The sequence below is a fragment of the Nocardia sp. CC213A genome (assembly GCF_030766805.1).
GTDB lineage: Bacteria > Actinomycetota > Actinomycetes > Mycobacteriales > Mycobacteriaceae > Nocardia > Nocardia otitidiscaviarum.
On record NZ_JASFXA010000019.1, the window covers coordinates 117270 to 137851 of the forward strand.

Sequence of the window (20582 nt, forward strand, 5' to 3'; positions counted from 1 at the left end):
TTCTCATTCTTCGAACCGTTATGCATAGCCGCTATAAGCGTGTAGCCTGGTCCCGGCCCTGAACACGACAATGCTCGTTCGGAAATGGGGACAAGCTCCGTGCCACCCACATCGGCATACGGCTGGGGAAGCGGCGTCATCGACCAGCTGTCCAGCCCGCCAGAGGTAACGCAATACCAGAATCCCGAGGATTCGCCCGCCACCATCGTCACCTACCAGCAGCTCGACTGGGCGATCATCGCTGTCGCCTGCGCCGCCGTGATCGCCCTCGCGGTACTGCTGATGGTGCTGGTGAGCAATGCGGAATTCGGTGCGGGGCCACCGACCCTGCCCCCGCACCCCGAAGCCTGCCAGCCCTTCTGCGCGGGCGGCACGGGCTACTGAACCGGGACCGGCCGATCCGCGCCGTCCCGATCCGCGAAACCCGCATCGCCGCGTCACCGTTCGGCCGCGACGGTTGCGCCGCGGCCGAACGGAGGCCCCGCTACAGCGCCCGCAGGACGCGCCGTGCGATGAGCGGATCGGCCAGCGGGCGCAGGGCGATCCGCATGAGCGCGAGGGCGTTGTCGTCCCCGGCTACCCGGTTCACCTTCAGCACTCCGCAGGCCAGACACTGGTGTACCAGCGACCATTCGCCGTCATCGCGCACCCACATGCTCACTGCCCGCATTCGCCCGCGGCAGGTCGCGGACCGGTCACCCGGAACTCGATCCACATGGCGACTGGCCAGGCAGTGCGGGCAATGGTTGCGATGCGCGGTGCCCGGCGCGGCGACCGGCACGTCGAGCCGGCAGCCCACACACCGGAAGGCGTCGCCGGATGTGCTCGCGCGGCCGTGCGGGACGGTTTTCCCACGCTGTTCGCGCCGCGATGCCGCCTTGATCCGGCGCGGCATCACAGATCGCCGAACACTTCGAGCGGGAACGGCGGTTCGGCGAGCGGACGCACGGCCAATCGCATGAGGATCAGCTGATTGTCGTCGCCGCACACCGCATGCAGCGCCAACTCGTGGCACCGCGTGCAGCGGTGCACGATGCCCCACTCACCGGTGCGCGACACCGCGATCGACAGCGGAGCCATGCGCGCCCGGCAGTCCGAGACACCGCCGTCGACGTGGTCGACGATGTGCCGGGAGTGCAGGCAGCTGGGACAGTGATTGCGCCGACTGCCGTCGGGCGCGAGGACGGCCACGGTCAGACCGCAGCGCAGGCAGGGAAAGGTTCCGGTCCGCAGGGTCGGACCGGGATCGTGCTGGGTGGAGAAAGTGTCGGACAACCCGGATCACTCCTAAGCCGAGAGCTGATGTGCAGACAGCAGGAGTAGGCCGAGTGCGCCTCGGTGACGCAGGTCGTTACGGACGTATCCGGTTGTGGGCGGCCATATCTCGGGCCGAGGCCACACCATGAGGCGCTCTCGGCGCGGGCTGGCTCATAAATCATCCCCTCCGGTGGGTGAGTTCGGTGTGCGCGAACAGCGCGGCGGCAACCGTAGCAGCGGCCGCGCTCCGGCCGCCACCGGATTTCCGGCCGTCAGGTGCGAGGTCGGGCCAAGCGGGTTTCGCGGACGCGGCCGCGCAGCGTCACCGATTCGCCCGGGTCCCAATGCTTGCGCTCGGAGGGTTCGGCGCTGTCCACGGCGGTGGCGGAGGCCAGGACGCGGCCGTCGTCCTGTTTGGCAAGCTCGCACAGGCGGGCCGCCTCGTTCACCGGATCTCCGATGACGGTGAACTCGTAGCGGCGGTGCGCGCCGACATTGCCCGCCACCACCCGTCCGGCCGCGACACCGATGGCGGCGTCGAATTCGATGGCGGCGCCGGACAATCGCCGCCGGATGGCGCGGGCGCTCGCGAGCGCGGCGCCCGCGGCGTCGGTCAGCGGCGCGGGGGTGCCGAAGATGGCCAGCGCGGCATCGCCCTCGAACTTGTTGACCAGTCCGCCGTGCCGCTCCACCTCGTCCACCACGATGCCGAAGAACTCGTTGAGAATGGTGACGATCTCGTGCGGGGGCCGGGTCGCGGTCATGGCGGTGGAGCCGATGACGTCGACGAACAGCGCGGCCGCCTCGCATTCCTCCCCGCCCAGCTCCGGCTGCCCGGCCAGCGCCGCCGCCGCCACATCGCGGCCGACGTGGCGGCCGAACAGATCCCGGATCTGTTCGCGTTCGCGCAGTCCCGCCACCATGTGGTTGAAACCGCTCTGCAACTCACCGAGTTCGGTGCCGTCGTAGACGGTGACCGCCACCTGCAGATCGCCATCCTCCACCCGGCGCATCGCGGTGCGCACATTGCGGATGGGCGCGACCGTGGCGGCGAGCGTCTGCGTCATGAGCAGCAGGCCGAAGACCAGCGTCGCCCCGCCGAGCGAGAGCACGCAGACCGCCAGCCGCTCGGTGCTGACGTTCACCCCGGACAGTGCCAGCACCGCCACGATCATGAGCAGCGCCACCGGCGTGCCCGAACCCAGCACCCACACCAGCAGCGATCGGCCGAAGACGCCGAGGCCGCGCTGCCGTCGGCGCGGTTCGGCCTCGAGCACCCGCGCGGTCACCAGCCGCAGGGCGAATTCGGTGATCAGGTAGCTGTTGGCGCAGACCACGACGGCGCTGAACCCGACCCCCAGAATGATCTTGGGCACGAAGGCCGGATCGACCAGGCCGTACAGCGGCGTCAGCACCGCCATCCCGCCGAACCACAGCAGCGCCTGCTGATGCACCAGCCGTCGCGGTACCTTCGACGACGCGATGCGCTCCGCCTCGTTCGGAATCCGCTCCGGATCGGTGGCCCAGCGCAGCGTCCGCAGTCCAGACAGCGTGCCCCACACGAAACCCACCGCCAGGGCGAAGGTCACGTACACCGGGACGGCCACGAAGTTCAGGAGCACCAGGTCCTGCGTGAACACCGACGGACCCGGCAGCACCAAGCCGATGAGCAGGGCCGCCACCACCACACCGGTGAGATTCGCGAACAGCACCGGCACGGTCAGCAGCAGCTGCACGCGCACCCGCCGCGACGTCGCTCCCTGATCGGCGGGCCCCAGCAGGCGCGACCCGAACGGGGCCGCGCCCAGCGCCCTGGGCGTCACATCGCTGTCGACCATGGATGCAGCCTAGGCGTGATCACGAACCGCCTGCTGGGAGGCGTCCGGGCGCGCCTGCTCGCGCGCGCCGGAATCACCGGGATCGCCAGGCGTTGGCATGGGATATGAGTACTCCACTGGCCGCCGTCCGCTTCTCCATCCTGGACCGCTCGCGGGTGCGACAGGGGCAGAATCATCCGGAGGCGCTGCGGGAGACCGTGGAATTCGCCCGACTCGCCGAACGGTGGGGCTACCACCGCTTCTGGGTCTCGGAGCATCACAGCGTGCCCGGGGTGGCCGGATCCGCGCCGACCGTCCTGGCCGCCGGGGTCGCCGCCACCACCGCGCACATTCGGGTGGGCACCGGCGGGGTCATGCTGCCCAATCACCAGCCGCTGGTGGTGGCCGAACAGTTCGGCGTGCTCGAGTCGCTGTATCCGGGTCGCATCGATATGGGTCTGGGTCGCTCCGTGGGCTTCACCGGGGGCGTGCGGCGCGCCCTCGGCCACGGCAGGGACGATGCCGATGATGTCGACGCCCAGCTGACCGAACTGCTGGACTATCTGGCCACCGGTCGCGCGGGCGTGCACGCCTGGCCCACCGAGGGCCTGCGCATACCGGCCTTCCTGCTGGCCGTCGGTTCGGGTGCGGAGCGGGCGGCCCGATTCGGGCTGCCGCTGGTGATCGCTCCCGCCGCCGGGACATCCGCCATGGTGCGGTCCATCGAGCGCTACCGCGACGACTTCCGGCCCGGATACGACGCCACGCCCTACGTCGTGGTGTCCACCTCCGCCGTCGTCGCCGATTCCCCGGAGCAGGCCCATCGCCTGCTGCTGCCCGAGGCGTGGTCGGCCGCCTGGTCGCGCACCCGCGGCGAGTTCCCGCCCCTGATCGCGCCCGAGGAGATCGACCGCATCGCCATGACCGACAAGCAGCGCGGTATCTTCACCGACTCGCTGCGCGGCCACATCCACGGCACCGAGGAGATGGTCGTGGCCGAGCTGGAGGAGCTGGTCGCGCGCACGGGGGCCGACGAAATCCTGGTCCACACCAGCACTTACGATCGCACGGCTCGGCTGGAATCACATCGCCGCCTGGCCGCCGCCGTCGGCCTCACCACGCGCTCACCTGCTGTTTTCGCCTAGTGCATCGGCTGTTTGGCCGTTGGTTGCCCGGAAAAAGCTGCACTGCACCGGGTTACGAATCGTCGGTAGGCTGTGAGCTGTGATTACGCTCAAGAAAGAAGACGGGGCCGCGGATCTCGCGGGCATCACCAAGATGAGTGTCGGAGTGAGCTGGGATCCGTCCGCCGGTGCCAGCGGGGGCCTGCTGGGTATGGCGCGCCGCAAGAAGGGGGTTGACCTGGATCTGGTGGCCATTCTCATGCAGGGCGGCGATCCGGTGCGCTTCGCCGGACTGGACTCCCTCGACCCGCTCGGCAACGGCGCGGTGGTGCACACCGGCGACGAGCAGACCGGCGCCGCCTCCGGAGACGACGAGACCGTGCACGTCACCTTCGCCAATGTGCCGACCGCCATCGACTCCATCGTGTTCGTGGCCGCGGCGTTCAAGAAGGGCAGCTCCTTCGAGAAGGCGAACAACATCTCGTTCAAGATCTACGACGCCACCGGCGGCACCTCCCAGCAGGTGGCCGACATCTGGCCGTCGCTGCTGGGCAGTGACAACGCCAATGCCATCGCCCGCGCCTTCCGCAACGGCCCGAACTGGCAGCTGGAAGTGCTGGACCGCAAGGGCAAGATCAAGCAGGGCGATATGCAGGCGCTGCTGCATTTCGCTCTGGCCTGATCCCGGCCCTCAGCGGCTGGGGTCCGGCCAGGTCCACTCGGCGACCACCGGGATGTCCGCACCGTGTTCGCGCGTCCACTGGCGCGCGTTCCAGCGGGCATCCACCATCTCCTGGCGTAGCCCAGCGGCCATCTCGCGCAGGGACGGGACGCGGTCGATGACGTCGGTGACCAGGTGGTAGCGGTCCAGGTCGTTGAGCATCACCATGTCGAAAGGCGTTGTGGTGGTGCCCTTCTCCTTGTAGCCGCGCACATGCAGCTCATCGTGGTTGGTGCGGCGGTAGGTGAGCCGGTGGATCAGCCAGGGGTAGCCGTGGAAAGCGAAGATGACCGGGCGGTCCCGAGTGAACAGCGTGTCGAATTCGCTGTCCGGCAGTCCGTGCGGATGCTCGTTCTCGGGTAGCAGCCGCATCAGGTCCACCACGTTCACCACGCGAATCCGCAGCTCCGGCAGGCGATCTCGCAGAATGGCGGCGGCGGCTAGGGTCTCCAGCGTGGGCACGTCGCCGGCGCAGGCCAGCACCACGTCCGGGGTGCCGCCCACGGTGTCGTTGTGGCCCGCCCACTCCCAGATGCCGACCCCGCGCGCGCAGTGCCGCGCCGCCTCGGGCACCGACAGCCACGACTCCTGCGGCTGCTTGCCCGCCACGACGACATTCACGTAGTGCCGCGAGCGCAGGCAGTGGTCGTAGGTGGACAGCAGCGTATTGGCGTCCGGCGGCAGATACACCCGGACGATCTCGGGGCTCTTGTTCAGCACCACGTCCAGGAATCCGGGATCCTGATGGGTGAAGCCATTGTGGTCCTGCCGCCAGACATGGGACGACAGCAGGTAGTTCAGGCTCGGAATGGGCCGCCGCCACGGTACCTGCGCGCTGGCGTCCAACCATTTGGCGTGCTGGTTGAACATGGCGTCGACAATGTGGATGAACGCCTCGTAGCAGGTGAACACCCCGTGCCTGCCGGTGAGCAGATAGCCCTCCAGCAGGCCCTGGCACATGTGCTCGGACAGCACCTCGATCACCCGGCCGGTGCGATCCAGCTTGACGTCGAATTCGCCGATCTCGGCCTGCCAGTCGCGCCCGGTGACCTCCAGAATGTCCTGCAGCCGATTGCTGGCCAGCTCATCGGGCGCGAAGGTGAGGAAGTTGTCCGGATTGCGCCGGGTGACCTCGCGCAGCCAGCCGCCCAGCACCCGCGTCGCCTCATGCTTGACCGCGCCGGGCCGGGCCACCTCGACCCCGAAGTCGCGCCAGTCCGGCAGCGCCAGATCGCGGATCAGCATGCCGCCGTTGGCGACCGGATTGGCGCTCATGCGGCGGTCGCCGACGGGGGACTGCTCGATCAGCTCGGGCACCGGGCCGCCGTTGGAGTCGAACAGTTCCTCGGGCCGGTAGGACTTCAGCCAGTCGTCGAGCACCGCGCGGTGGGCGTCATTGTCGCGGGCCGCCGCCAGCGGCACCTGATGCGCCCGGAAGGTGCCCTCCACCGGATCGCCGTCCACGATCGGCGGGCAGGTCCAGCCCTTCGGGGTGCGCAGCACGATCATGGGCCAGCTCGGCCGGCCGCCGTCGGAACCGCCCCGGGCCGCGCGTTGCATCCGCTCGATGCGATCCAGGCAGGAGTCGGTGGCCGCCGCCATGGCCTGGTGCACGGCCGCCGGATCGCTGCCCGCCACCACGACCGGGTCGTACCCGTATCCCCGCAGCAGTGACAGCAGTTCCGATTCCGGAATCCGGGCGAGAATGGTGGGGTTGGCGATCTTGTACTCGTTGAGCGCCAGAATCGGGATCACGGCCCCGTCCCGGGCCGGATTGAGGAATTTGTTGGCGTGCCAGCTGCCCGCCAACGGCCCGGTCTCCGCCTCGCCGTCGCCGATGACACAGAACACCGTGAGCCTCGGATTATCCAGTGCCGCACCGTAAGCGTGCAGCAGGGAATAGCCGAGTTCGCCGCCCTCGTGGAAGGAACCCGGCGTCTCGGGTGCGCAGTGGCTCGGTACTCCGCCCGGGAAGGAGAACTGGGCGAACAGCGCACGCATACCCTCGGCATCACGCGGAATATCGCTGTAGAGCTCGGAATACGTGCCCTCGAGCCAGCCACACGCGTTCGGCCCCGGCCCGCCGTGGCCCGGTCCGGCTACGAAGACCGCGTCGAGATCGCGCTGGCGAATGGCCCGATTGGCGTGCGCCCATACGAGATTCAGTCCGGGCACGGTGCCGAAGTGCCCGAGCAGGCGCGGTTTGATGTGCTCGGGGCGCAGCGGTTCGCGCAGCAGCGGATTGTCCATCAGATAGATCTGGCCGACGGACAGGTAGTTCGCCGCCCGCCACCACGCGTCGATGGCGGTGAGTTCCGCGCGGGACAGCGGGCCGGACGCCTCGCCGAGCCGATACGGTCGCGGTGCGACGGTACGCCCGCCGCTGCTGTCCACATTGTCGGCCGCGGTGTCGCCGGTAGCGCCCTCGGCCTGGGCCTGCTGAGCCATGCGCCGACTCTCCTCACGTTCGTTTCGGACCACGTCGGATGGAGAATTCGACAACCACTCTACTGGCCGGTCGTGACTTCTCCCGATCATGACCGTCGCCGGGGCGCTCCGGCGCGAACATCCCCTACCGTTCGCCGGGTGCGGCGTCGGGAAGCGCGGCCGACGCCGCACACCCCAACGCCCCGGTGCCGACTCTGGAGGATTCACTGTCCCGGTCGGCGGCGATCGTGAACTATGCCAGAGTCGAGCCGGATCACTGTGCGGCCCTTCGTCTTCGGAATAGCGTGAGCGCGACACCGGATCGTGCGCCCGCCCCGCGGTGTAACCCTGCGAAACCCCCGCCGCCGGGCCCGGCGCACCTATCCGCCGCCACCCTCGTGCCGGGAGCCCATGGGGCCGAGCATCCCATCCGGCACGAGGAGCTCTCCAGTCGCGGCGGAGGCGGCCGACCGGGCCGGGTCGAGGCACTCGCCCGACTCGGTCGGCTTTCGCTCGTCAGCCGGGAACTGCTGTGACCCAGGGGTTCTCGATCATATGTACTTCTCGATCACCTGCGCAGTGCGGTGTCGGCGAGTTCGGTCCAGTCGGCGAGTACCTGCTTGCGCCGGGTGCGATCGCGGCCGACCATCTCGTCGAGGGTGGTGCCGCGTACCAGGTTGATGGTGAGCCAGAAGGCCGACTCCAGGCGATCGGTGGTGATGCCGGAATCGATGCGGGCGGCGCAGGCGTCCAGCAGTTCGGTGGTGAGCTCGTGCTGCACCCGCAGCATTTCGCGACGCAGCTCGCGGTCGTTGGCGATGCCGACATACAGCTCCACCGCCGCGCGGCCCAGTTTGCCCGCGAAGGTGGCGGTCACCAGCTCCACCAGCACCGCACCGGCGCCGGTGGCCGACAGCGACCGCAGGCGGCGCCGCATGGCCTCGCGCTGCCGCTGGGTGAGGTGGCCGATGGCCTGTGCGAACAGTTCCTGGCGGGTGTGGAAGTGATGCAGCTGCGCACCGCGGGTCACCCCGGCGCGAGCGGTGATGTCGGCGATGGAGGCGCTGCCGTAGCCCACCTCGGCCAGACTGTCGATCGCGGCGTCCAACAACAGCGCGCGGGTGCGCAGACTCTTCTCCTGATGCTTGTTCGGAGGCGGCGATGAAACCATTCGCCCAGTCTAGACGCTTAAATTACGTGCTGTCTTGCACGCAATCAGGTGCTGGACGTAATGTGTCGACATGGCCGTGGACCGTATGCTGCCCACCCCGGAGGCCCGGGATCTGCTCGAGTTGACCCGCGATATCGCCGACAAGGTGCTCGAACCGCACGTCGTCGAGTTCGAGCGGGAACAGCGCTACCCCGAGGAGGCGTTCCGCGCGCTCGGCGCGGCCGGGCTGCTCAGCCTGCCGTACCCGGAGGAGTTCGGCGGCGGCGCGCAGCCGTACGAGGTGTACCTCCAGGTGCTCGAGGAGTTGGCCGCGCGCTGGGCGGCGGTGGCGGTCGCGGTGAGCGTGCACAGCCTGTCCTGCCATCCCCTGTTCGCCTACGGCACCGCCGAACAGCGGCAGCGATGGCTGCCGGAGATGTTGTCCGGCAACCTGATCGGCGCGTACAGTCTGTCCGAGGCGCATGCCGGATCCGATGCGGCGGCGCTGCGCTGCCGGGCGGTGGAGGTCGACGGCGGCTACCGGATCACCGGCACCAAGGCGTGGATCACCAACGGCGGCCGGGCCGACTACTACACCCTGTTCGCCCGCACGGGCGAAGGGTCCCGCGGTGTGTCCTGCTTCCTGGTGCCCGCCGACACCGCGGGCCTGACCTTCGGCAAGCCCGAGGAGAAGATGGGCCTGCGCGCGGTCCCCACCACCTCCGCCGCCTACGGCGACGCCTTCCTGCCCGCCGAGCGCCGCATCGGAGACCCCGGCCAGGGCCTGTCCATCGCCTTCAGCGCCCTCGATTCCGGCCGCCTCGGCATCGCGGCCGTGGCCACCGGCATCGCGCAGCGCGCCCTGGACGACGCCGTCGCCTACGCTCGGGACCGCGAAGCGTTCGGCCGCCGCATCATCGACCACCAGGGGCTCGGCTTCCTACTCGCCGATATGGCCGCCGCCGTGGACTCCGCCCGCGCCACCTACCTCGACGCCGCCCGCCGCCGCGACGCCGGACTGCCGTACTCGCGTCAGGCCAGCGTCGCCAAATTGGTGGCCACCGACGCCGCCATGAAGGTGACCACCGACGCCGTTCAGGTCTTCGGCGGCTACGGCTACACCCAGGACTTCCCAGTGGAGCGCTATATGCGCGAAGCCAAGATCACGCAGATCTTCGAGGGCACCAACCAGATCCAGCGCCTGGTCATCGCCCGCGATCTGGCGGGGAGGTAGCGGCTGCGCGCGCCTATTTCAGATCGGCCAGATCGAGGCCGAGCATGGCCAGCAGTTCCGTGCACTCGGCGGCGCTGCGCGCGTGGACGGCGACTGTTTTCGCGGCCAGGGCGTTGCGCTCGAGCAGGGCCGCCTTCTCTGCGGCGCGGGCGTCGGCGAAACCGATCACCGGATCCGGGTAGGAATTGCTGCGGGCCGTGGTCATGAAGGCTCCTTGCGGGTAGCCCCGACCGAAAACCTTGTGCCTGCGATCGAGGGCCGATACGCGATCACGATCCGCCGCGTGACGGCCGACGATCGGGTTCGACTGCCGCCGACGTTACCCGCTCGGCCGGTGCGGTACTCCATTACCCGATTACCGGCGCGTCAGCGCTGCGGGCCGGGGCCGTTCGGTTCCCGGGGATCGGTGTCGTCGGGGCGACCTTCGCCCTGGTCACCGTCGGTGCTGGAGCCCGCGTCGGAGCCGATTCTGCGCGGTTTGGCCATGCGTCGGCCGCCCCGGGCTCGGCCCTCGGCCCCATCCCGCTTCCGTCGCGCCGCGCCGAAGTCGATCACGCTCGCGTCCTGCTCGGCGTCCGCCGCATCCGGTCGCACGGTCGGCAGCCAGGCCGAGCCGGGTCCGGCCTGCCACCAACCCGTCTCCCGCTGCAATTCCGAGCGCAGCACGGGCCTGGTGGGTGCGGGATCGTAGACCGATCCGCCGCCTTCCGACCGCCATGTCTTGCGGGGTTGCTCGCCGGGTTCCTCGGACATCCGCCGCGGTCGCCGCGGCAGCCGGACCGGCTTGCCAGCCTCGGACGCCCCTGCACCGGACGCCCCGCTCTCGGCGGCCTTCATCCCCTCCAGTTTCCTGCGCAAATGCTCCACCGCGTCGAACCCCGGCTCCCCGGGCTCCGACGGGCCACCCCGCCCCGGCACGTCCCGATCCGACATCGAACTAGCCACCGACAGGCGCTATGGCGCCCACCCGCGCCCCGACCGCCGCCGACCCGAACCGACCTCGGACCTTCTTCCTGATCGCATTCCGCACGTCCGTATCCTCCCTCGGCACCACCGCGCCCGTTTACCGCTCCGACCACCGCATACCGGAGCCAACCCCGCACGCCGTCGCCACGTGACGAATCAACGATAACCCGCCCCGGCGCACGGGCTCGTCAGGGCGGTTGTCAGCGTCGGCGGCCCGCACGCCCACGTGCCGTCGCGAAGTCCCATGCGGGCGCGGGCGTCGGCGCCGGGGTTCCCCCGGATCTCGACTACATCCGGCGTATGACCGGGTGTGCACCCCGTGGGCGACGCCCGACGGGTCATCGTGCGGCTAGCGTCGGAGCATGCCTTCACACTGGTGGGAGAACAACTCATGGCGATGACCGTGCTTCGTCGCATCATGGCGGTGGCCGCTGTCGTCGGGGTGGTCGGTGCGGCGGGCTGCGCCGACGATCCGGCGGAATCTCCCGGACCGTTGTCGGCCGAGGCCCGCGAGGCGGTGCGGCGGGCGTTGGGTGCCGCGGTGGCGGCGGGGATACCCGGAGTCCAGGTCGTCGTCACCGAGCGGGGCCGGGAGTGGAGTGCCAGCGCCGGTGTCGGCGATATCGCCACCGGAGCGCCCTTTCCCCCGGACGCACATGTGCGGATCGGCAGCAATACCAAGGCATTCGTCGCCACCGTCGTGATGCAGCTCGTGGCGGAGGGCTCGGTGGAGCTCGACAGCCCCGTCGAACGCTATCTGCCCGGTGTGGTGCGTGGCGACGGCATCGACGGCGACCGCATCACCGTGCGCGACCTCCTGCAGCACACCAGCGGTCTGCCCGAGTACCTCGGATTGCCGGAACTGCAAGATGATTCGGACAGTCTGCTGACCCGTCGGTTCGACACCGCGGACCTGGTCCGCCGCGCCATGACCATGCCCGCGCGCTTCGCCCCGGGTGCTCGGGCCGAATACAGCAATACCAACTACCTCGTGCTCGGCATGCTCGTCGAACGGCTGACCGGGCACGCCATCGCCGACGAAATCACCCGCCGGATCGCCGGCCCGCTGGCCCTGCACGACACGTATTTCCCCACCCCTGGTGATACCGACATCCGCATTCCCCACCCGCACGGCTACGAACAGCTCGACGGCGAACCCCTGGACCTGACCCGCTTCGATCCCTCCTGGGCGGGCAGCGCCGGCGCCATGATCTCCACCGGCTCGGACACGAACCGCTTCTTCACCGCACTTCTCACCGAAAACCTGCTCCCCCCAACTCAACTCGACGCCATGCGCACCAACCCCCGCCCCCTGACCAACCGCCCCGGTCTCTCCTACGGCCTCGGCCTCACCCAGCAGCCCGTCCCGTGCGACACCGACGTCTGGGGCCACGGCGGCTCCATTCCCGGCTTCCGCACGTTCAACGGCGTCACCCCCACCGGCCGCGCCGTCACCGTGATCTCCAACCTCCGCGCCGAAGACCCCGAGGTCACCGCCACCGCCCAAACCGTCTTCGACACCGCCATCTGCGGGGCCGCCTGAACCACAGGCGGCCGTAGTCGTGCGCCCGGTCCGGATATCGAGCGCGGCGTACGAACTCTCGTGGTGTCAGCGGTGGCGTTGATGGCCGGGCGATGCCCGCGGTGCCGGTTCGTATCCGGCCCGGGCGGACGGGTATCAGCTCACGTCGTCGCCCTGCGTCAACGCGAGGCGGGCCGCGTGGATGGTGGGGTGGTGGGCGGTTCCGCGCCGGTAGGCGATGTGGGTGCGGCGGCGGGTGGCGAGGGGGGTGAGGTGGATGGCGGCGGGTGGGGTGTGGAGGGCGAGTTGGGGGATGAGCGCCACGCCCTGGCCCGCCGCCACCAGGGCGAGGACGGCGTCGAAATCGTCGGCGTGGTGGCGGATGTGGGGGGTGAATCCGGCGGCCTGGCAGGTGCGGATGGTCATGGTGTGGCAGAGGGTGCCCGGGGTGCCCGCGATCCAGGGGGTGTCGCGGTGGGTGGGCAGCGGGGCGGGGGAGAGGGCGGCGAGGTAGACGGTCTCCTCGAGCAGCGGCTCGGTGTCGAGGGCCGGGTCGGGGGCGACGGGCACGTAGTCGTATTCCTGGACCAGGGCGATGTCGAGGGTGTCGGTGCGCAGCGCCCCGGGGGCCAGCGCCGGGTCCAGCTCGGTGACCGACAGTTCCAATTCGGGGTGTGCGGTGCTCAGGGTGACCAGGGCGGGTGCGAGGATGGTGCGAATCGCGGTGGGGAAGACGCCGATTCGCAGTCGGCCGGTCAATGCCGCACGGCCCGCGGCCAATTCGGCGGTGGCCTGCTCCAGTACCGCCAGAATCGTCTCGGTGTGCTCGACCAGGCCGTGCGCGGCGGCGGTGAGGGTGACGCGGCGGCCGGTGCGCTCCAGCAGCGGCACTCCGGCTTCCCGCTCCAGCGCGGTCAGCTGCTGGGAGACGGCGGACGGAGTGAAGTTCAACGCCTCCGCGACCGCCGCGATGGTCTCCCGGCGCGCCAGTTCGCGCAGCAGGCGCAGTTTGCGCACATCGAGCATCAGTTCAGCTTACGCTCCCATGAAGAAACGTGAACTGGACCTAATGAGCCTCGCGCGGGAGGCTCATGCCATGACGCTCTCCGGACTCTTCGTGCCCCTGGTCACGCCGTTCACCGCCGACGACACCATTGCCGCCGACGCCCTGGCCGGGCTGGCGCATTCCGCCCTCGAGCAGGGCGCGACCGGTCTCGTCGCACTCGGCACCACGGCGGAGGCCGCGACCCTCACGGAGCCCGAACGCGCGCTCGTCGTCGATATCTGCACGCGGGTGTGCCGGGAGCACGACGCTCCGCTGATCGTCGGCGCGGGCACCAACTCCACCGCCGCCTCACTGGCCGCGCTGGCGGGTCTCGACTCGGCGGTCGCCGCCGCGCTGACCGTCGTTCCCTATTACATCCGCCCCACCGAGGCGGGTGTGCTGGCGCATTTCCGGCGTCTCGCCGCGACCAGCCCGGTGCCGCTGGTGGTCTACAACATTCCGTATCGCACCGGCCGCACCCTCGGCCCGGAAACGCTGCGGGCACTCGCCGCCATCCCGAACATCGTCGGCGTCAAACATGCCGTCGGCGCGGTCGACGAGACCACTGTCGACCTGATGCGCACCCGCCCAGCCGATTTCGCGGTGCTGGCGGGCGACGACCTCTTCGCCGCACCCCTGCTCGCCCTGGGTGCGTCGGGTGCGATTCTGGCCTCGGCCACCGTGGCCACCGACGCCTTCGCCGCGCTGGTCTCCACCTGGCGGCACGGCCCCATCGACAAGGCCCGACATCTGAGCAACGCCCTGGCCGGTGTGTCAGCGGCCCTGTTCGCCGAACCCAACCCCACCGTCGTCAAGGCGGTACTGGCCGACCGAGGCCGCATCCCCACGGCCTCGGTCCGGCTTCCGTTGCTACCCGCCGCCGAGGAGAGCGCGCGCGCGGCCGTGGCCGCCCTCGATCTCCTTGCCGCCGAGCTCTAATCGGTACAACTCGACGAATCAGCCCCGCTTGCGCCGACGCGTCAGTACTCCCGCCACCCAGCCGAGCGCGAACATGGCCAGTAGAACCAGCCACATGGGCGAACGAATGGTGATGAACAGCAGCTCGATCGACACCTTGGTGCGATTCTGCACGACGAACAGAACCGCCAACGCGGTCACGCCGAGTGCCACCCACTGCGTGGGCGAGACGCGCCCGAGAACACTGGGTTTACCGTTGTCGCTCATGCCGTTGCTCCCGTTGTGGTCGTCCGGCCTGGAGGAGTACGGCTCCGACTTTGACACATGGACGGCGTTCCCGGCCGCAGCCGGGCTTCCGGGTGTGTCGAATTACTTCAGGGCGACACGAGCTCCGGCGGCTTCGAGTTTGAGTTTGGCGGTCTCGGCGGCGGTTTGGTCCACCTGTTCCAGGATTCGCGCCGGGGCGGACTCGACCAGATCCTTGGCCTCCTTGAGGCCGAGGCCCGGGATGACCTCCCGCATCGCCTTGATGACCTGAATCTTCTTGTCGCCGAAGGATTCCAGGACCAGATCGAATTCGGTCCGCTCATCGGCCGCCTCGGCGGTCGGGGCCGCCTCGGCGGTGACGGCGGCAGCCGTGGGCACGGCGGCGGTCACCCCGAATTCGTCCTCGAACGCCTTGAGGAAGGCCGAAAGCTCCAGCAGCGTCATACCTTTGAAAACATCGAGCAGTTCGTCGATGGTCATTTTGGCCATGATCATTCCCCTATGCGGCCCGACCTGGAGATATCTCCAGGCTACGCGGCGCGCGGGGTGTGCTCGGGGCCCTTGTGCAGATCCTCGAGGAACGCCCGGTGCGTGGCGCAGCGGTGCGCCGGGCCGGGGGTGACGAAGGCGGGGTCCAGCCGCTGCGCGAAGGTCAGGTTGTCCCGGCGCCAGCAATCGACGCATACCGGCTCGCCCATGTCGTCCTCCTCGGGCCGTTCGCGGAAATCCTGTGCGTCTCTTGATTCCCCGTTCCGTATCCGATCAGTCCGCCGTACCCATTTGTTCCTCGGATCGTTACGCGGCCGCGCCGGTCGGAGCCCCTTTTCTGTCCTCAGTACAAAATGTGCCATTGACAAATGGCACATTCAGGGATGATTCTCTTGCTATGACGAGAGCAAGGTCAACGGCGACCTGCGCATCGGCGGCGATACCCGCCTCGGCCTCGCGACAAGCGCGGCTCGCGGCGACGGCGTCGGTGGTCGGATTACGCCGGGTCAATGGACTGCTGCCGCGCAATCGCGTGGGCATCGAACTGGGCCGCGGGCTGATCGCCGGCGTGATGGCCGCCTTCGGGCCGCCCCTGCCGGGGACGCGGGTCACCCCGGTCCGCTCCGGCGCGCTGCGCGGCGAGTGGGTGCGCGCGGCCGGAGTCGCGCACGGGCCGCGGGCGATCTACTACATCCACGGTAGCGGCTACGTGGTGTGCTCGGCGCGCACCCATCGCGGACTGGCGTCGCGGCTGTCGAAACTCACTGGACTGCCGGTCTTCCTGATCGACTACCGGCTCGCCCCCGAACACCGCTTCCCAGCGGCGGCCGAAGATGTGGCGGCCGGATACCGCTGGCTGCTCGACCAGGGGCACCGTCCCGAGGACCTGGTGATCGGCGGCGATTCCGCGGGCGGACATCTGACCCTGGACCTGCTGTTGCAGAACGCGGCGGGGGATCGGCCGCAACCGGCGGGCGCGTTCATGTACTCGCCGCTCATGGACCTCACCCTGACCATGGCCGAGCGGCGCGACCGCGAAGTTCCCGACCCGATGGCCCCGGCGCGCACCGGTCGCCGGCTCATCGAGCTCTACACCGAAGGGCAGCATCCGGATTCGCCGCGGCTGCGCCTCACCGTGCCGCGCGGTGCGGCACTTCCGCCGCTGCTGGTGCAGGCCAGTGCGGGGGAGATGCTCGCCGACGACGCCCGGCACCTGCGCGATATGGCCGTCGCGGCCGGGGTGCGCTGCGATCTGGAACTCTGGCCCGGTCGCATCCATGTATTCCAGGCCCTGCCGCTGCTGGTTCCCGAAGCGGCGCAGGCGCTTCGGCGCACGCGGGGCTTCGTCGCGGACGCACTCGCCGCGGCGGCCGCCGACCGGACGAAAGTGGGCTGACATGTTGATTCTCGACGCGGTGCTGCCGGTACTCGGCAGTCGACGATCACACGGTGCGCGTGCCGTGGTCACCGGCGCGGGCAGCGGCATCGGCCGGGCCTTCGCCCTCGAGGTCGCCGCGCGCGGCGGCGACGTGGTGTGCGCGGACATCGACAAAGATCGCGCCGACGACACGGTGCGGTTGATCGAGCGCACGCACGGCCGACCCGCCCACGCGATCTTCTGCGATGTCTCCCGCCGCAAGGACGTGGAGAGCCTGGCATTGCACAGCGAGCTCATCTTCGGCGGCGCACCGACCCTGGTGATCAACAACGCCGGGGTCGGCATCGGCGGAAAGCCGGTGGGCGATATCGGTTTCGCCGACTGGGAGTGGGCGCTCGGCATCAATCTGTGGGGTGTCGTGCACGGCTGTGAGATCTTCGCGCCGCGGCTGCGTGCGGCCGGTCGCGGTGGCATCGTCAATGTCGCCTCCGCCGCCGGATTCGCGGCGGCCCCGGGGATGGCCGCCTACAACGTCTCCAAGGCCGGGGTGATGTCGCTGTCGGAGACCCTCGCCGCGGAACTGTCCGGCACCGGCGTGGCGGTGACGGTGCTGTGCCCCACCTTCGTCAAGACGAATGTGGTGCGCGACGGCCGCATCGGCGCACCCTCGGCCCGGCTGGCCGACGAACTCATGCGCCGAACCGGCTTCGCTCCCGAACGGGTCGCCCGCACCGCCCTCGACGCCAACGACCGCGGCCGCCTCTATGTGCTGCCGCAGCTGGACGCCCACGCCGTCTGGCTGCTCAAGCGGTCCTTCCCCGCCCTCTACACCCATGCCCTCGGTGTGCTGAATCGAATTCTCCCGCAGGACGATTCGACCCAGGCCGCACCGCTGGAACAGACAGGAGTCTGATATGTCCTTCGACTTCGAGGCCATGTTGGCCAAGATCAAGTCCCGGCAGTGGGCGCTCGCCGACATCGACTGGGACGCACCGGGAGCCGAGCTCATCGAGCCCGAACTGCACGCCAAGCTGAAACCCTTCATGGCCGATCTCATGTGGATCGAGAACGTCGGGGCGCGCGGTTTCGCGGCCATGGCCAAGAAGGCCCCGACCGAGACGCTGAAGCAGATCTACCAGTACTTCCATGCCGAGGAGCAGCGGCACGCCAATGCCGAACTCGCGCTCATGCGCCGCTGGGGCATGCTCGACGGCGACGAGATCCCCGAGCCGAACATCAATGTCAAGCTGGTGATCGAGTTCCTGGACTCGCACGCCGACGATATGTCGCTGTCGTTCCTGGGCACCGTCATCCCCATGCTCGAGGTGGCGCTGGACGGCGCGCTGATCAAGTTCGTCACCGACGAGATCACCGACCCGGTCGCGCAGGAGGTCTTCAAGAAGATCAACGCCGACGAATCACGGCATCTGGCCACCGATTACGCGGTGATGGAGCTGCTCGGTCACGCCACCGCCCGCAAACTCGCCATCGATCTGGTCGGCGGCTGGGCGAAACCCTCGTTCCTCGTCGGCGTGCTCAGCTATGTGCCGCTGCTGAACAAGATGCGCGACAATATCGTCGCCATGGGGGTGGACGAGGAGAAGCTGTACGCGGCCATGCGGCGATTCAAGGCCGTCGGCGAGCGCACCCCGATCGCCAATCGCGTGCCCATGTACCGCATCGTCAAGATGCACAGCGGCTGGGTGATCAACCGCGATCACCCGTATCACCTGTTCGCCGACGCCATGGTCAAGCTGACCGCGCGCATCCCGGACCGCTTCCTCGGGCCGCGGCCGACCTGGTCCTCCGAACTCACCTACGAGCCGGTCGCATGAGCACGGGCCAGCCACTGGACGTGGCGATCATCGGCGCGGGCTTCGCGGGCATCGGCACCGCGATCCGCCTGCGGCAGAAGGGGATCACCGACTTCGAACTGTTCGAGCGGGACACCCGGGTGGGCGGCACCTGGCGGGACAACACCTATCCCGGCGCGGCCTGCGACATCCCGTCGCGGCTGTACTCGTACGCCTTCGCACCCAATCCGGACTGGTCGCACACCTACTCCGGCAGTGCGGAGATCCTCGCCTACATCGAATCCATGGTGGACGAGTTCGGCATCCACCCCCATATTCGCTTCGACCACACCGTGAGCGGTCTGGTGTTCGACGAGGTGAGCGGGCTCTGGGACATCGCCTTCGCGGGCGGCCGCCGACAGGTGAAGGCGCGCAGCGTGGTCATCGCCTCCGGACCGCTGTCCAATGCCAGCTTCCCGAACATCCCCGGCATCGAGGACTACGCGGGCCACAAGATCCACAGTGCCCGCTGGGATCACGACTACGACTTCACCGGTAAGAAGGTCGGCGTTGTCGGCACCGGCGCCAGCGCCGTGCAGATCATTCCCGAACTCGTGGACCGGGCGGCGGCGGTGAAGGTCTTCCAGCGCACGCCGGGCTGGGTGCTGCCCCGGGCCAACCGGCGCACCAGCGGTGCCACCCGAGCGCTGTACCGGCAGGCGCCCATCACCCAGAAGCTCGCGCGCGACGCCTGGTTCTGGGGCCACGAGTCGGTGGCGCTGGGGGTGGTGTGGAATTCGCCGCTGACCCGGGTGGTGGAATCGGTCGCGCGGCTGCATCTGCGCGGTCAGGTACGCGACCCGTGGCTGCGCCGTCAGCTCACCCCGGACTTCCGGGCGGGCTGCAAGCGCCTGCTGATCAGCAACGACTACTACCCGGCACTGCAACGGGAGAACTGCAAGCTCATCACCTGGCCGATCGCGCGGCTCAGCGAGCACGGCATCCGCACCGCCGAGGGCATCGAGCACCGGTTCGACTGCATCGTGTTCGCCACCGGCTTCGACGTGTCCAAGGCCGGGGCTCCCATTCCGGTCACCGGACGCGACGGACGGGTGCTGGGCGACGAATGGAGCAGGGGCGCATACGCGTTCAAGAGCGTCGCGGTGGCGGGCTATCCGAACCTGTTCCTCACCTTCGGCCCGAACTCCGGACCCGGCCACAACTCGGCGCTGGTGTACATGGAGGCGCAGATCGAATACCTCACCGACGCCATCGGCATGCTGCTGGACCGTGATCTGCGCATGCTCGAGGTGCGTCGCGATCGGCAGGACCGCTACAACGCGCGCATCCAGCGCAGGCTGTCGGCCACCACCTGGAACTCCGGCTGCCGCAGCTGGTACCTCACCGAAGACGGCTTCAACGCCACCATGTACCCGGGCTTCGGCACCCAGTTCGTACGCCAGCTGGCCCGGGTGGAACTCGACGACTACGTACTCACCCCGCGCGATGCGGCACCCGCGAGTGCCGACCGTGGAATCGCCGTCTCCCTCGGCTAATGTCGTCTCCGAGCGTGACGCCCGTGCCGCCGACCGGCGCACGGGCGACGCGTCCGGGCGAACCGCGACACAGGGAGGGCGAGACGAGGATGGCGGAATACCGCATCGACGATCTCGCGCGGGCCGCCGGAACCACCGCCCGCAATGTGCGCGCCTATCAGGAGCGCGGCCTGCTCGCCACACCCACCCGGCGCAGCGGCCGCGCACTCATCTACGACGATTCGCACCTCGCCCGGCTGCGCATCATCGACGCCCTGCTGCAGCGCGGGTTCACCACCGCGCACATCGCCGACTTCATCACCAGCTGGGAGACCGGCAAGGACCTCACCGAGGTGCTCGGCCTGCAACAGGCGGTCACCGCCACCTGGGGCAGCAGCGCCGCACCACTGGAGGTGCCGCGTGAGCTCGTGGACACCTTCCTGGGGGGTGTCGACGGAGCCCCGGTGACCGGCGACGAGTTGGAACGGCTGGCCGAGCTGGGACTGATCCGGCTGCACGCCGAGACGGTCGAATTCACTCAGCCGGAACTGCTGGAGACCTTCGGGGCGCTGCACGGCTACGGATTCGGGCTCGAGTCCCTGATCGACGTCTATGCCGCCGTCGGTCGTCGCGTGGACGACATCGCCCGGCTCATGGTCACCGCGGCCAAGGACCACATCGTCGCCGAGCACGGTGCCGGCTGGCTGCCCGACAGCGATGCCGAGGTCGCCGCCACCACCAAGATGCTCAATCACCTGCGGGAGCTGGGTGTGACGGCGGTGCAGAACACCCTGGCCCAGGCACTGGACCGGGTGTTGCAGAGCGAACTCAGCGCCTACCTGGAGACGGCCGCCGAAAAGCGCGGTGCGACAAAGCAACCGAAGGACTAGCGGAACGGCCGCGCCCGCACGCTGGCCTACGGCCCATCGGGGTGCGGCG

22 protein-coding genes are annotated in these 20582 nt (G+C 69.2%); 11 read left to right on the plus strand and 11 right to left on the minus strand.

Annotated features, from left to right (window positions below; genetic code table 11):
- Window positions 1-99 precede the first annotated feature (99 nt).
- Window positions 100-384: a hypothetical protein gene (locus QJS31_RS29010; RefSeq protein ID WP_039818931.1), complete on the plus strand. Its 285-nt coding sequence runs from the start codon at window positions 100-102 to the stop codon at window positions 382-384.
- 100 nt (window positions 385-484) lie between these two features.
- Here QJS31_RS29010 and QJS31_RS29015 read toward each other — a convergent pair whose 3' ends face one another.
- The 3 genes from QJS31_RS29015 to QJS31_RS29025 all read right to left on the minus strand — a co-directional run bounded on the left by QJS31_RS29015 (window position 485) and on the right by QJS31_RS29025 (window position 3095).
- A complete protein-coding gene (locus tag QJS31_RS29015) occupies window positions 485-895 on the minus strand; it encodes an RNHCP domain-containing protein (RefSeq protein WP_306358198.1) in 411 nt (136 codons plus the stop codon).
- Window positions 895-1275 carry an RNHCP domain-containing protein gene (locus QJS31_RS29020; RefSeq protein ID WP_306358199.1) on the minus strand — a complete coding sequence of 127 codons (381 nt, stop codon included), beginning with the start codon at window positions 1273-1275 and terminating at the stop codon, window positions 895-897. Before QJS31_RS29020 ends, QJS31_RS29015 begins: the two co-directional genes overlap by 1 nt.
- 254 nt (window positions 1276-1529) lie before the next feature.
- Window positions 1530-3095, minus strand: a complete 1566-nt coding sequence (locus QJS31_RS29025; RefSeq protein WP_306358200.1) for an adenylate/guanylate cyclase domain-containing protein — start codon at window positions 3093-3095, stop codon at window positions 1530-1532.
- A 104-nt stretch (window positions 3096-3199) separates the two neighbouring features.
- Between QJS31_RS29025 and QJS31_RS29030 the strand changes: the two genes are divergently transcribed.
- The gene (locus QJS31_RS29030) at window positions 3200-4219 is read left to right on the plus strand and encodes an LLM class flavin-dependent oxidoreductase (RefSeq protein WP_306358201.1); all 1020 of its coding nucleotides are present in this window, start codon (window positions 3200-3202) and stop codon (window positions 4217-4219) included.
- 79 nt (window positions 4220-4298) lie between these two features.
- The gene (locus QJS31_RS29035; RefSeq protein WP_282776664.1) at window positions 4299-4880 is read left to right on the plus strand and encodes a TerD family protein; all 582 of its coding nucleotides are present in this window, start codon (window positions 4299-4301) and stop codon (window positions 4878-4880) included.
- A gap of 9 nt (window positions 4881-4889) precedes the next feature.
- Here the strand turns inward: QJS31_RS29035 and QJS31_RS29040 are convergent, their stop codons facing one another.
- A complete protein-coding gene (locus tag QJS31_RS29040; RefSeq protein WP_306358202.1) occupies window positions 4890-7367 on the minus strand; it encodes a phosphoketolase in 2478 nt (825 codons plus the stop codon).
- Between the two features lie 547 nt (window positions 7368-7914).
- A complete protein-coding gene (locus QJS31_RS29045; RefSeq protein ID WP_282776661.1) occupies window positions 7915-8517 on the minus strand; it encodes a TetR/AcrR family transcriptional regulator in 603 nt (200 codons plus the stop codon).
- A 70-nt stretch (window positions 8518-8587) separates the two neighbouring features.
- On the opposite strand from QJS31_RS29045, the gene QJS31_RS29050 reads away from it, so the two are divergent.
- The gene (locus QJS31_RS29050) at window positions 8588-9730 is read left to right on the plus strand and encodes an acyl-CoA dehydrogenase family protein (protein WP_306358203.1); all 1143 of its coding nucleotides are present in this window, start codon (window positions 8588-8590) and stop codon (window positions 9728-9730) included.
- Between the two features lie 13 nt (window positions 9731-9743).
- Here QJS31_RS29050 and QJS31_RS29055 read toward each other — a convergent pair whose 3' ends face one another.
- Complete coding sequence (locus QJS31_RS29055) at window positions 9744-9935, minus strand: hypothetical protein (protein ID WP_029926649.1); 192 nt, start codon at window positions 9933-9935, stop codon at window positions 9744-9746.
- A 161-nt stretch (window positions 9936-10096) separates the two neighbouring features.
- Window positions 10097-10663 (minus strand): hypothetical protein, encoded by a 567-nt coding sequence (locus tag QJS31_RS29060; RefSeq protein ID WP_282776657.1) that lies wholly within the window; start codon window positions 10661-10663, stop codon window positions 10097-10099.
- A gap of 424 nt (window positions 10664-11087) precedes the next feature.
- Here QJS31_RS29060 and QJS31_RS29065 point away from each other — a divergent pair, with 424 nt between their 5' ends.
- Window positions 11088-12239: a serine hydrolase gene (locus QJS31_RS29065; RefSeq protein WP_306358204.1), complete on the plus strand. Its 1152-nt coding sequence runs from the start codon at window positions 11088-11090 to the stop codon at window positions 12237-12239.
- 135 nt (window positions 12240-12374) lie between these two features.
- On the opposite strand, the gene QJS31_RS29070 is transcribed toward QJS31_RS29065, so the two are convergent.
- A complete protein-coding gene (locus QJS31_RS29070) occupies window positions 12375-13244 on the minus strand; it encodes a LysR family transcriptional regulator (protein WP_282776654.1) in 870 nt (289 codons plus the stop codon).
- Between the two features lie 19 nt (window positions 13245-13263).
- Here QJS31_RS29070 and dapA point away from each other — a divergent pair, with 19 nt between their 5' ends.
- Complete coding sequence (gene dapA / locus QJS31_RS29075) at window positions 13264-14202, plus strand: 4-hydroxy-tetrahydrodipicolinate synthase (protein ID WP_306358205.1); 939 nt, start codon at window positions 13264-13266, stop codon at window positions 14200-14202.
- 18 nt (window positions 14203-14220) lie between these two features.
- Here the strand turns inward: dapA and QJS31_RS29080 are convergent, their stop codons facing one another.
- From QJS31_RS29080 to QJS31_RS29090, 3 genes are all read right to left on the minus strand, one after another.
- Entirely contained in the window at window positions 14221-14448 is a 228-nt protein-coding gene (locus QJS31_RS29080) for a hypothetical protein (protein ID WP_282776651.1), read from the minus strand.
- 102 nt (window positions 14449-14550) lie between these two features.
- Complete coding sequence (rplL, locus tag QJS31_RS29085) at window positions 14551-14937, minus strand: 50S ribosomal protein L7/L12 (RefSeq protein ID WP_282776649.1); 387 nt, start codon at window positions 14935-14937, stop codon at window positions 14551-14553.
- 41 nt (window positions 14938-14978) lie between these two features.
- Window positions 14979-15146, minus strand: a complete 168-nt coding sequence (locus QJS31_RS29090) for a hypothetical protein (protein ID WP_186000576.1) — start codon at window positions 15144-15146, stop codon at window positions 14979-14981.
- A 188-nt stretch (window positions 15147-15334) separates the two neighbouring features.
- Here QJS31_RS29090 and QJS31_RS29095 point away from each other — a divergent pair, with 188 nt between their 5' ends.
- From QJS31_RS29095 to QJS31_RS29115, 5 genes are all read left to right on the plus strand, one after another.
- Window positions 15335-16333, plus strand: a complete 999-nt coding sequence (locus QJS31_RS29095) for an alpha/beta hydrolase (protein ID WP_306358206.1) — start codon at window positions 15335-15337, stop codon at window positions 16331-16333.
- 1 nt (window position 16334) lies between these two features.
- Window positions 16335-17228, plus strand: a complete 894-nt coding sequence (locus tag QJS31_RS29100) for an SDR family oxidoreductase (RefSeq protein ID WP_306358207.1) — start codon at window positions 16335-16337, stop codon at window positions 17226-17228.
- Between the two features lies 1 nt (window position 17229).
- Entirely contained in the window at window positions 17230-18150 is a 921-nt protein-coding gene (locus QJS31_RS29105; RefSeq protein ID WP_282776644.1) for a ferritin-like domain-containing protein, read from the plus strand.
- Window positions 18147-19664, plus strand: a complete 1518-nt coding sequence (locus QJS31_RS29110) for an NAD(P)/FAD-dependent oxidoreductase (protein ID WP_306358208.1) — start codon at window positions 18147-18149, stop codon at window positions 19662-19664. Before QJS31_RS29105 ends, QJS31_RS29110 begins: the two co-directional genes overlap by 4 nt.
- Before the next feature lie 89 nt (window positions 19665-19753).
- The gene (locus QJS31_RS29115) at window positions 19754-20533 is read left to right on the plus strand and encodes a MerR family transcriptional regulator (protein WP_282776641.1); all 780 of its coding nucleotides are present in this window, start codon (window positions 19754-19756) and stop codon (window positions 20531-20533) included.
- Window positions 20534-20582 lie beyond the last annotated feature (49 nt).

What these genes read in the sequence shown, in the direction of transcription:
- QJS31_RS29065 (WP_306358204.1), top strand. Translation starts at nt 11,088, where the DNA reads ATGGCGATGACCGTGCTTCGTCGCATCATGGCGGTGGCCGCTGTCGTC.
- QJS31_RS29045 (WP_282776661.1), bottom strand. Translation starts at nt 8,517, where the DNA reads ATGGTTTCATCGCCGCCTCCGAACAAGCATCAGGAGAAGAGTCTGCGC.
- QJS31_RS29040 (WP_306358202.1), bottom strand. Translation starts at nt 7,367, where the DNA reads ATGGCTCAGCAGGCCCAGGCCGAGGGCGCTACCGGCGACACCGCGGCC.
- QJS31_RS29070 (WP_282776654.1), bottom strand. Translation starts at nt 13,244, where the DNA reads ATGCTCGATGTGCGCAAACTGCGCCTGCTGCGCGAACTGGCGCGCCGG.
- QJS31_RS29110 (WP_306358208.1), top strand. Translation starts at nt 18,147, where the DNA reads ATGAGCACGGGCCAGCCACTGGACGTGGCGATCATCGGCGCGGGCTTC.
- QJS31_RS29060 (WP_282776657.1), bottom strand. Translation starts at nt 10,663, where the DNA reads ATGTCGGATCGGGACGTGCCGGGGCGGGGTGGCCCGTCGGAGCCCGGG.
- rplL (WP_282776649.1), bottom strand. Translation starts at nt 14,937, where the DNA reads ATGGCCAAAATGACCATCGACGAACTGCTCGATGTTTTCAAAGGTATG.
- QJS31_RS29015 (WP_306358198.1), bottom strand. Translation starts at nt 895, where the DNA reads ATGCCGCGCCGGATCAAGGCGGCATCGCGGCGCGAACAGCGTGGGAAA.
- dapA (WP_306358205.1), top strand. Translation starts at nt 13,264, where the DNA reads ATGAAGAAACGTGAACTGGACCTAATGAGCCTCGCGCGGGAGGCTCAT.
- QJS31_RS29055 (WP_029926649.1), bottom strand. Translation starts at nt 9,935, where the DNA reads ATGACCACGGCCCGCAGCAATTCCTACCCGGATCCGGTGATCGGTTTC.
- QJS31_RS29025 (WP_306358200.1), bottom strand. Translation starts at nt 3,095, where the DNA reads ATGGTCGACAGCGATGTGACGCCCAGGGCGCTGGGCGCGGCCCCGTTC.
- QJS31_RS29030 (WP_306358201.1), top strand. Translation starts at nt 3,200, where the DNA reads ATGAGTACTCCACTGGCCGCCGTCCGCTTCTCCATCCTGGACCGCTCG.
- QJS31_RS29100 (WP_306358207.1), top strand. Translation starts at nt 16,335, where the DNA reads ATGTTGATTCTCGACGCGGTGCTGCCGGTACTCGGCAGTCGACGATCA.
- QJS31_RS29050 (WP_306358203.1), top strand. Translation starts at nt 8,588, where the DNA reads ATGGCCGTGGACCGTATGCTGCCCACCCCGGAGGCCCGGGATCTGCTC.
- QJS31_RS29095 (WP_306358206.1), top strand. Translation starts at nt 15,335, where the DNA reads ATGACGAGAGCAAGGTCAACGGCGACCTGCGCATCGGCGGCGATACCC.
- QJS31_RS29115 (WP_282776641.1), top strand. Translation starts at nt 19,754, where the DNA reads ATGGCGGAATACCGCATCGACGATCTCGCGCGGGCCGCCGGAACCACC.
- QJS31_RS29080 (WP_282776651.1), bottom strand. Translation starts at nt 14,448, where the DNA reads ATGAGCGACAACGGTAAACCCAGTGTTCTCGGGCGCGTCTCGCCCACG.
- QJS31_RS29090 (WP_186000576.1), bottom strand. Translation starts at nt 15,146, where the DNA reads ATGGGCGAGCCGGTATGCGTCGATTGCTGGCGCCGGGACAACCTGACC.
- QJS31_RS29105 (WP_282776644.1), top strand. Translation starts at nt 17,230, where the DNA reads ATGTCCTTCGACTTCGAGGCCATGTTGGCCAAGATCAAGTCCCGGCAG.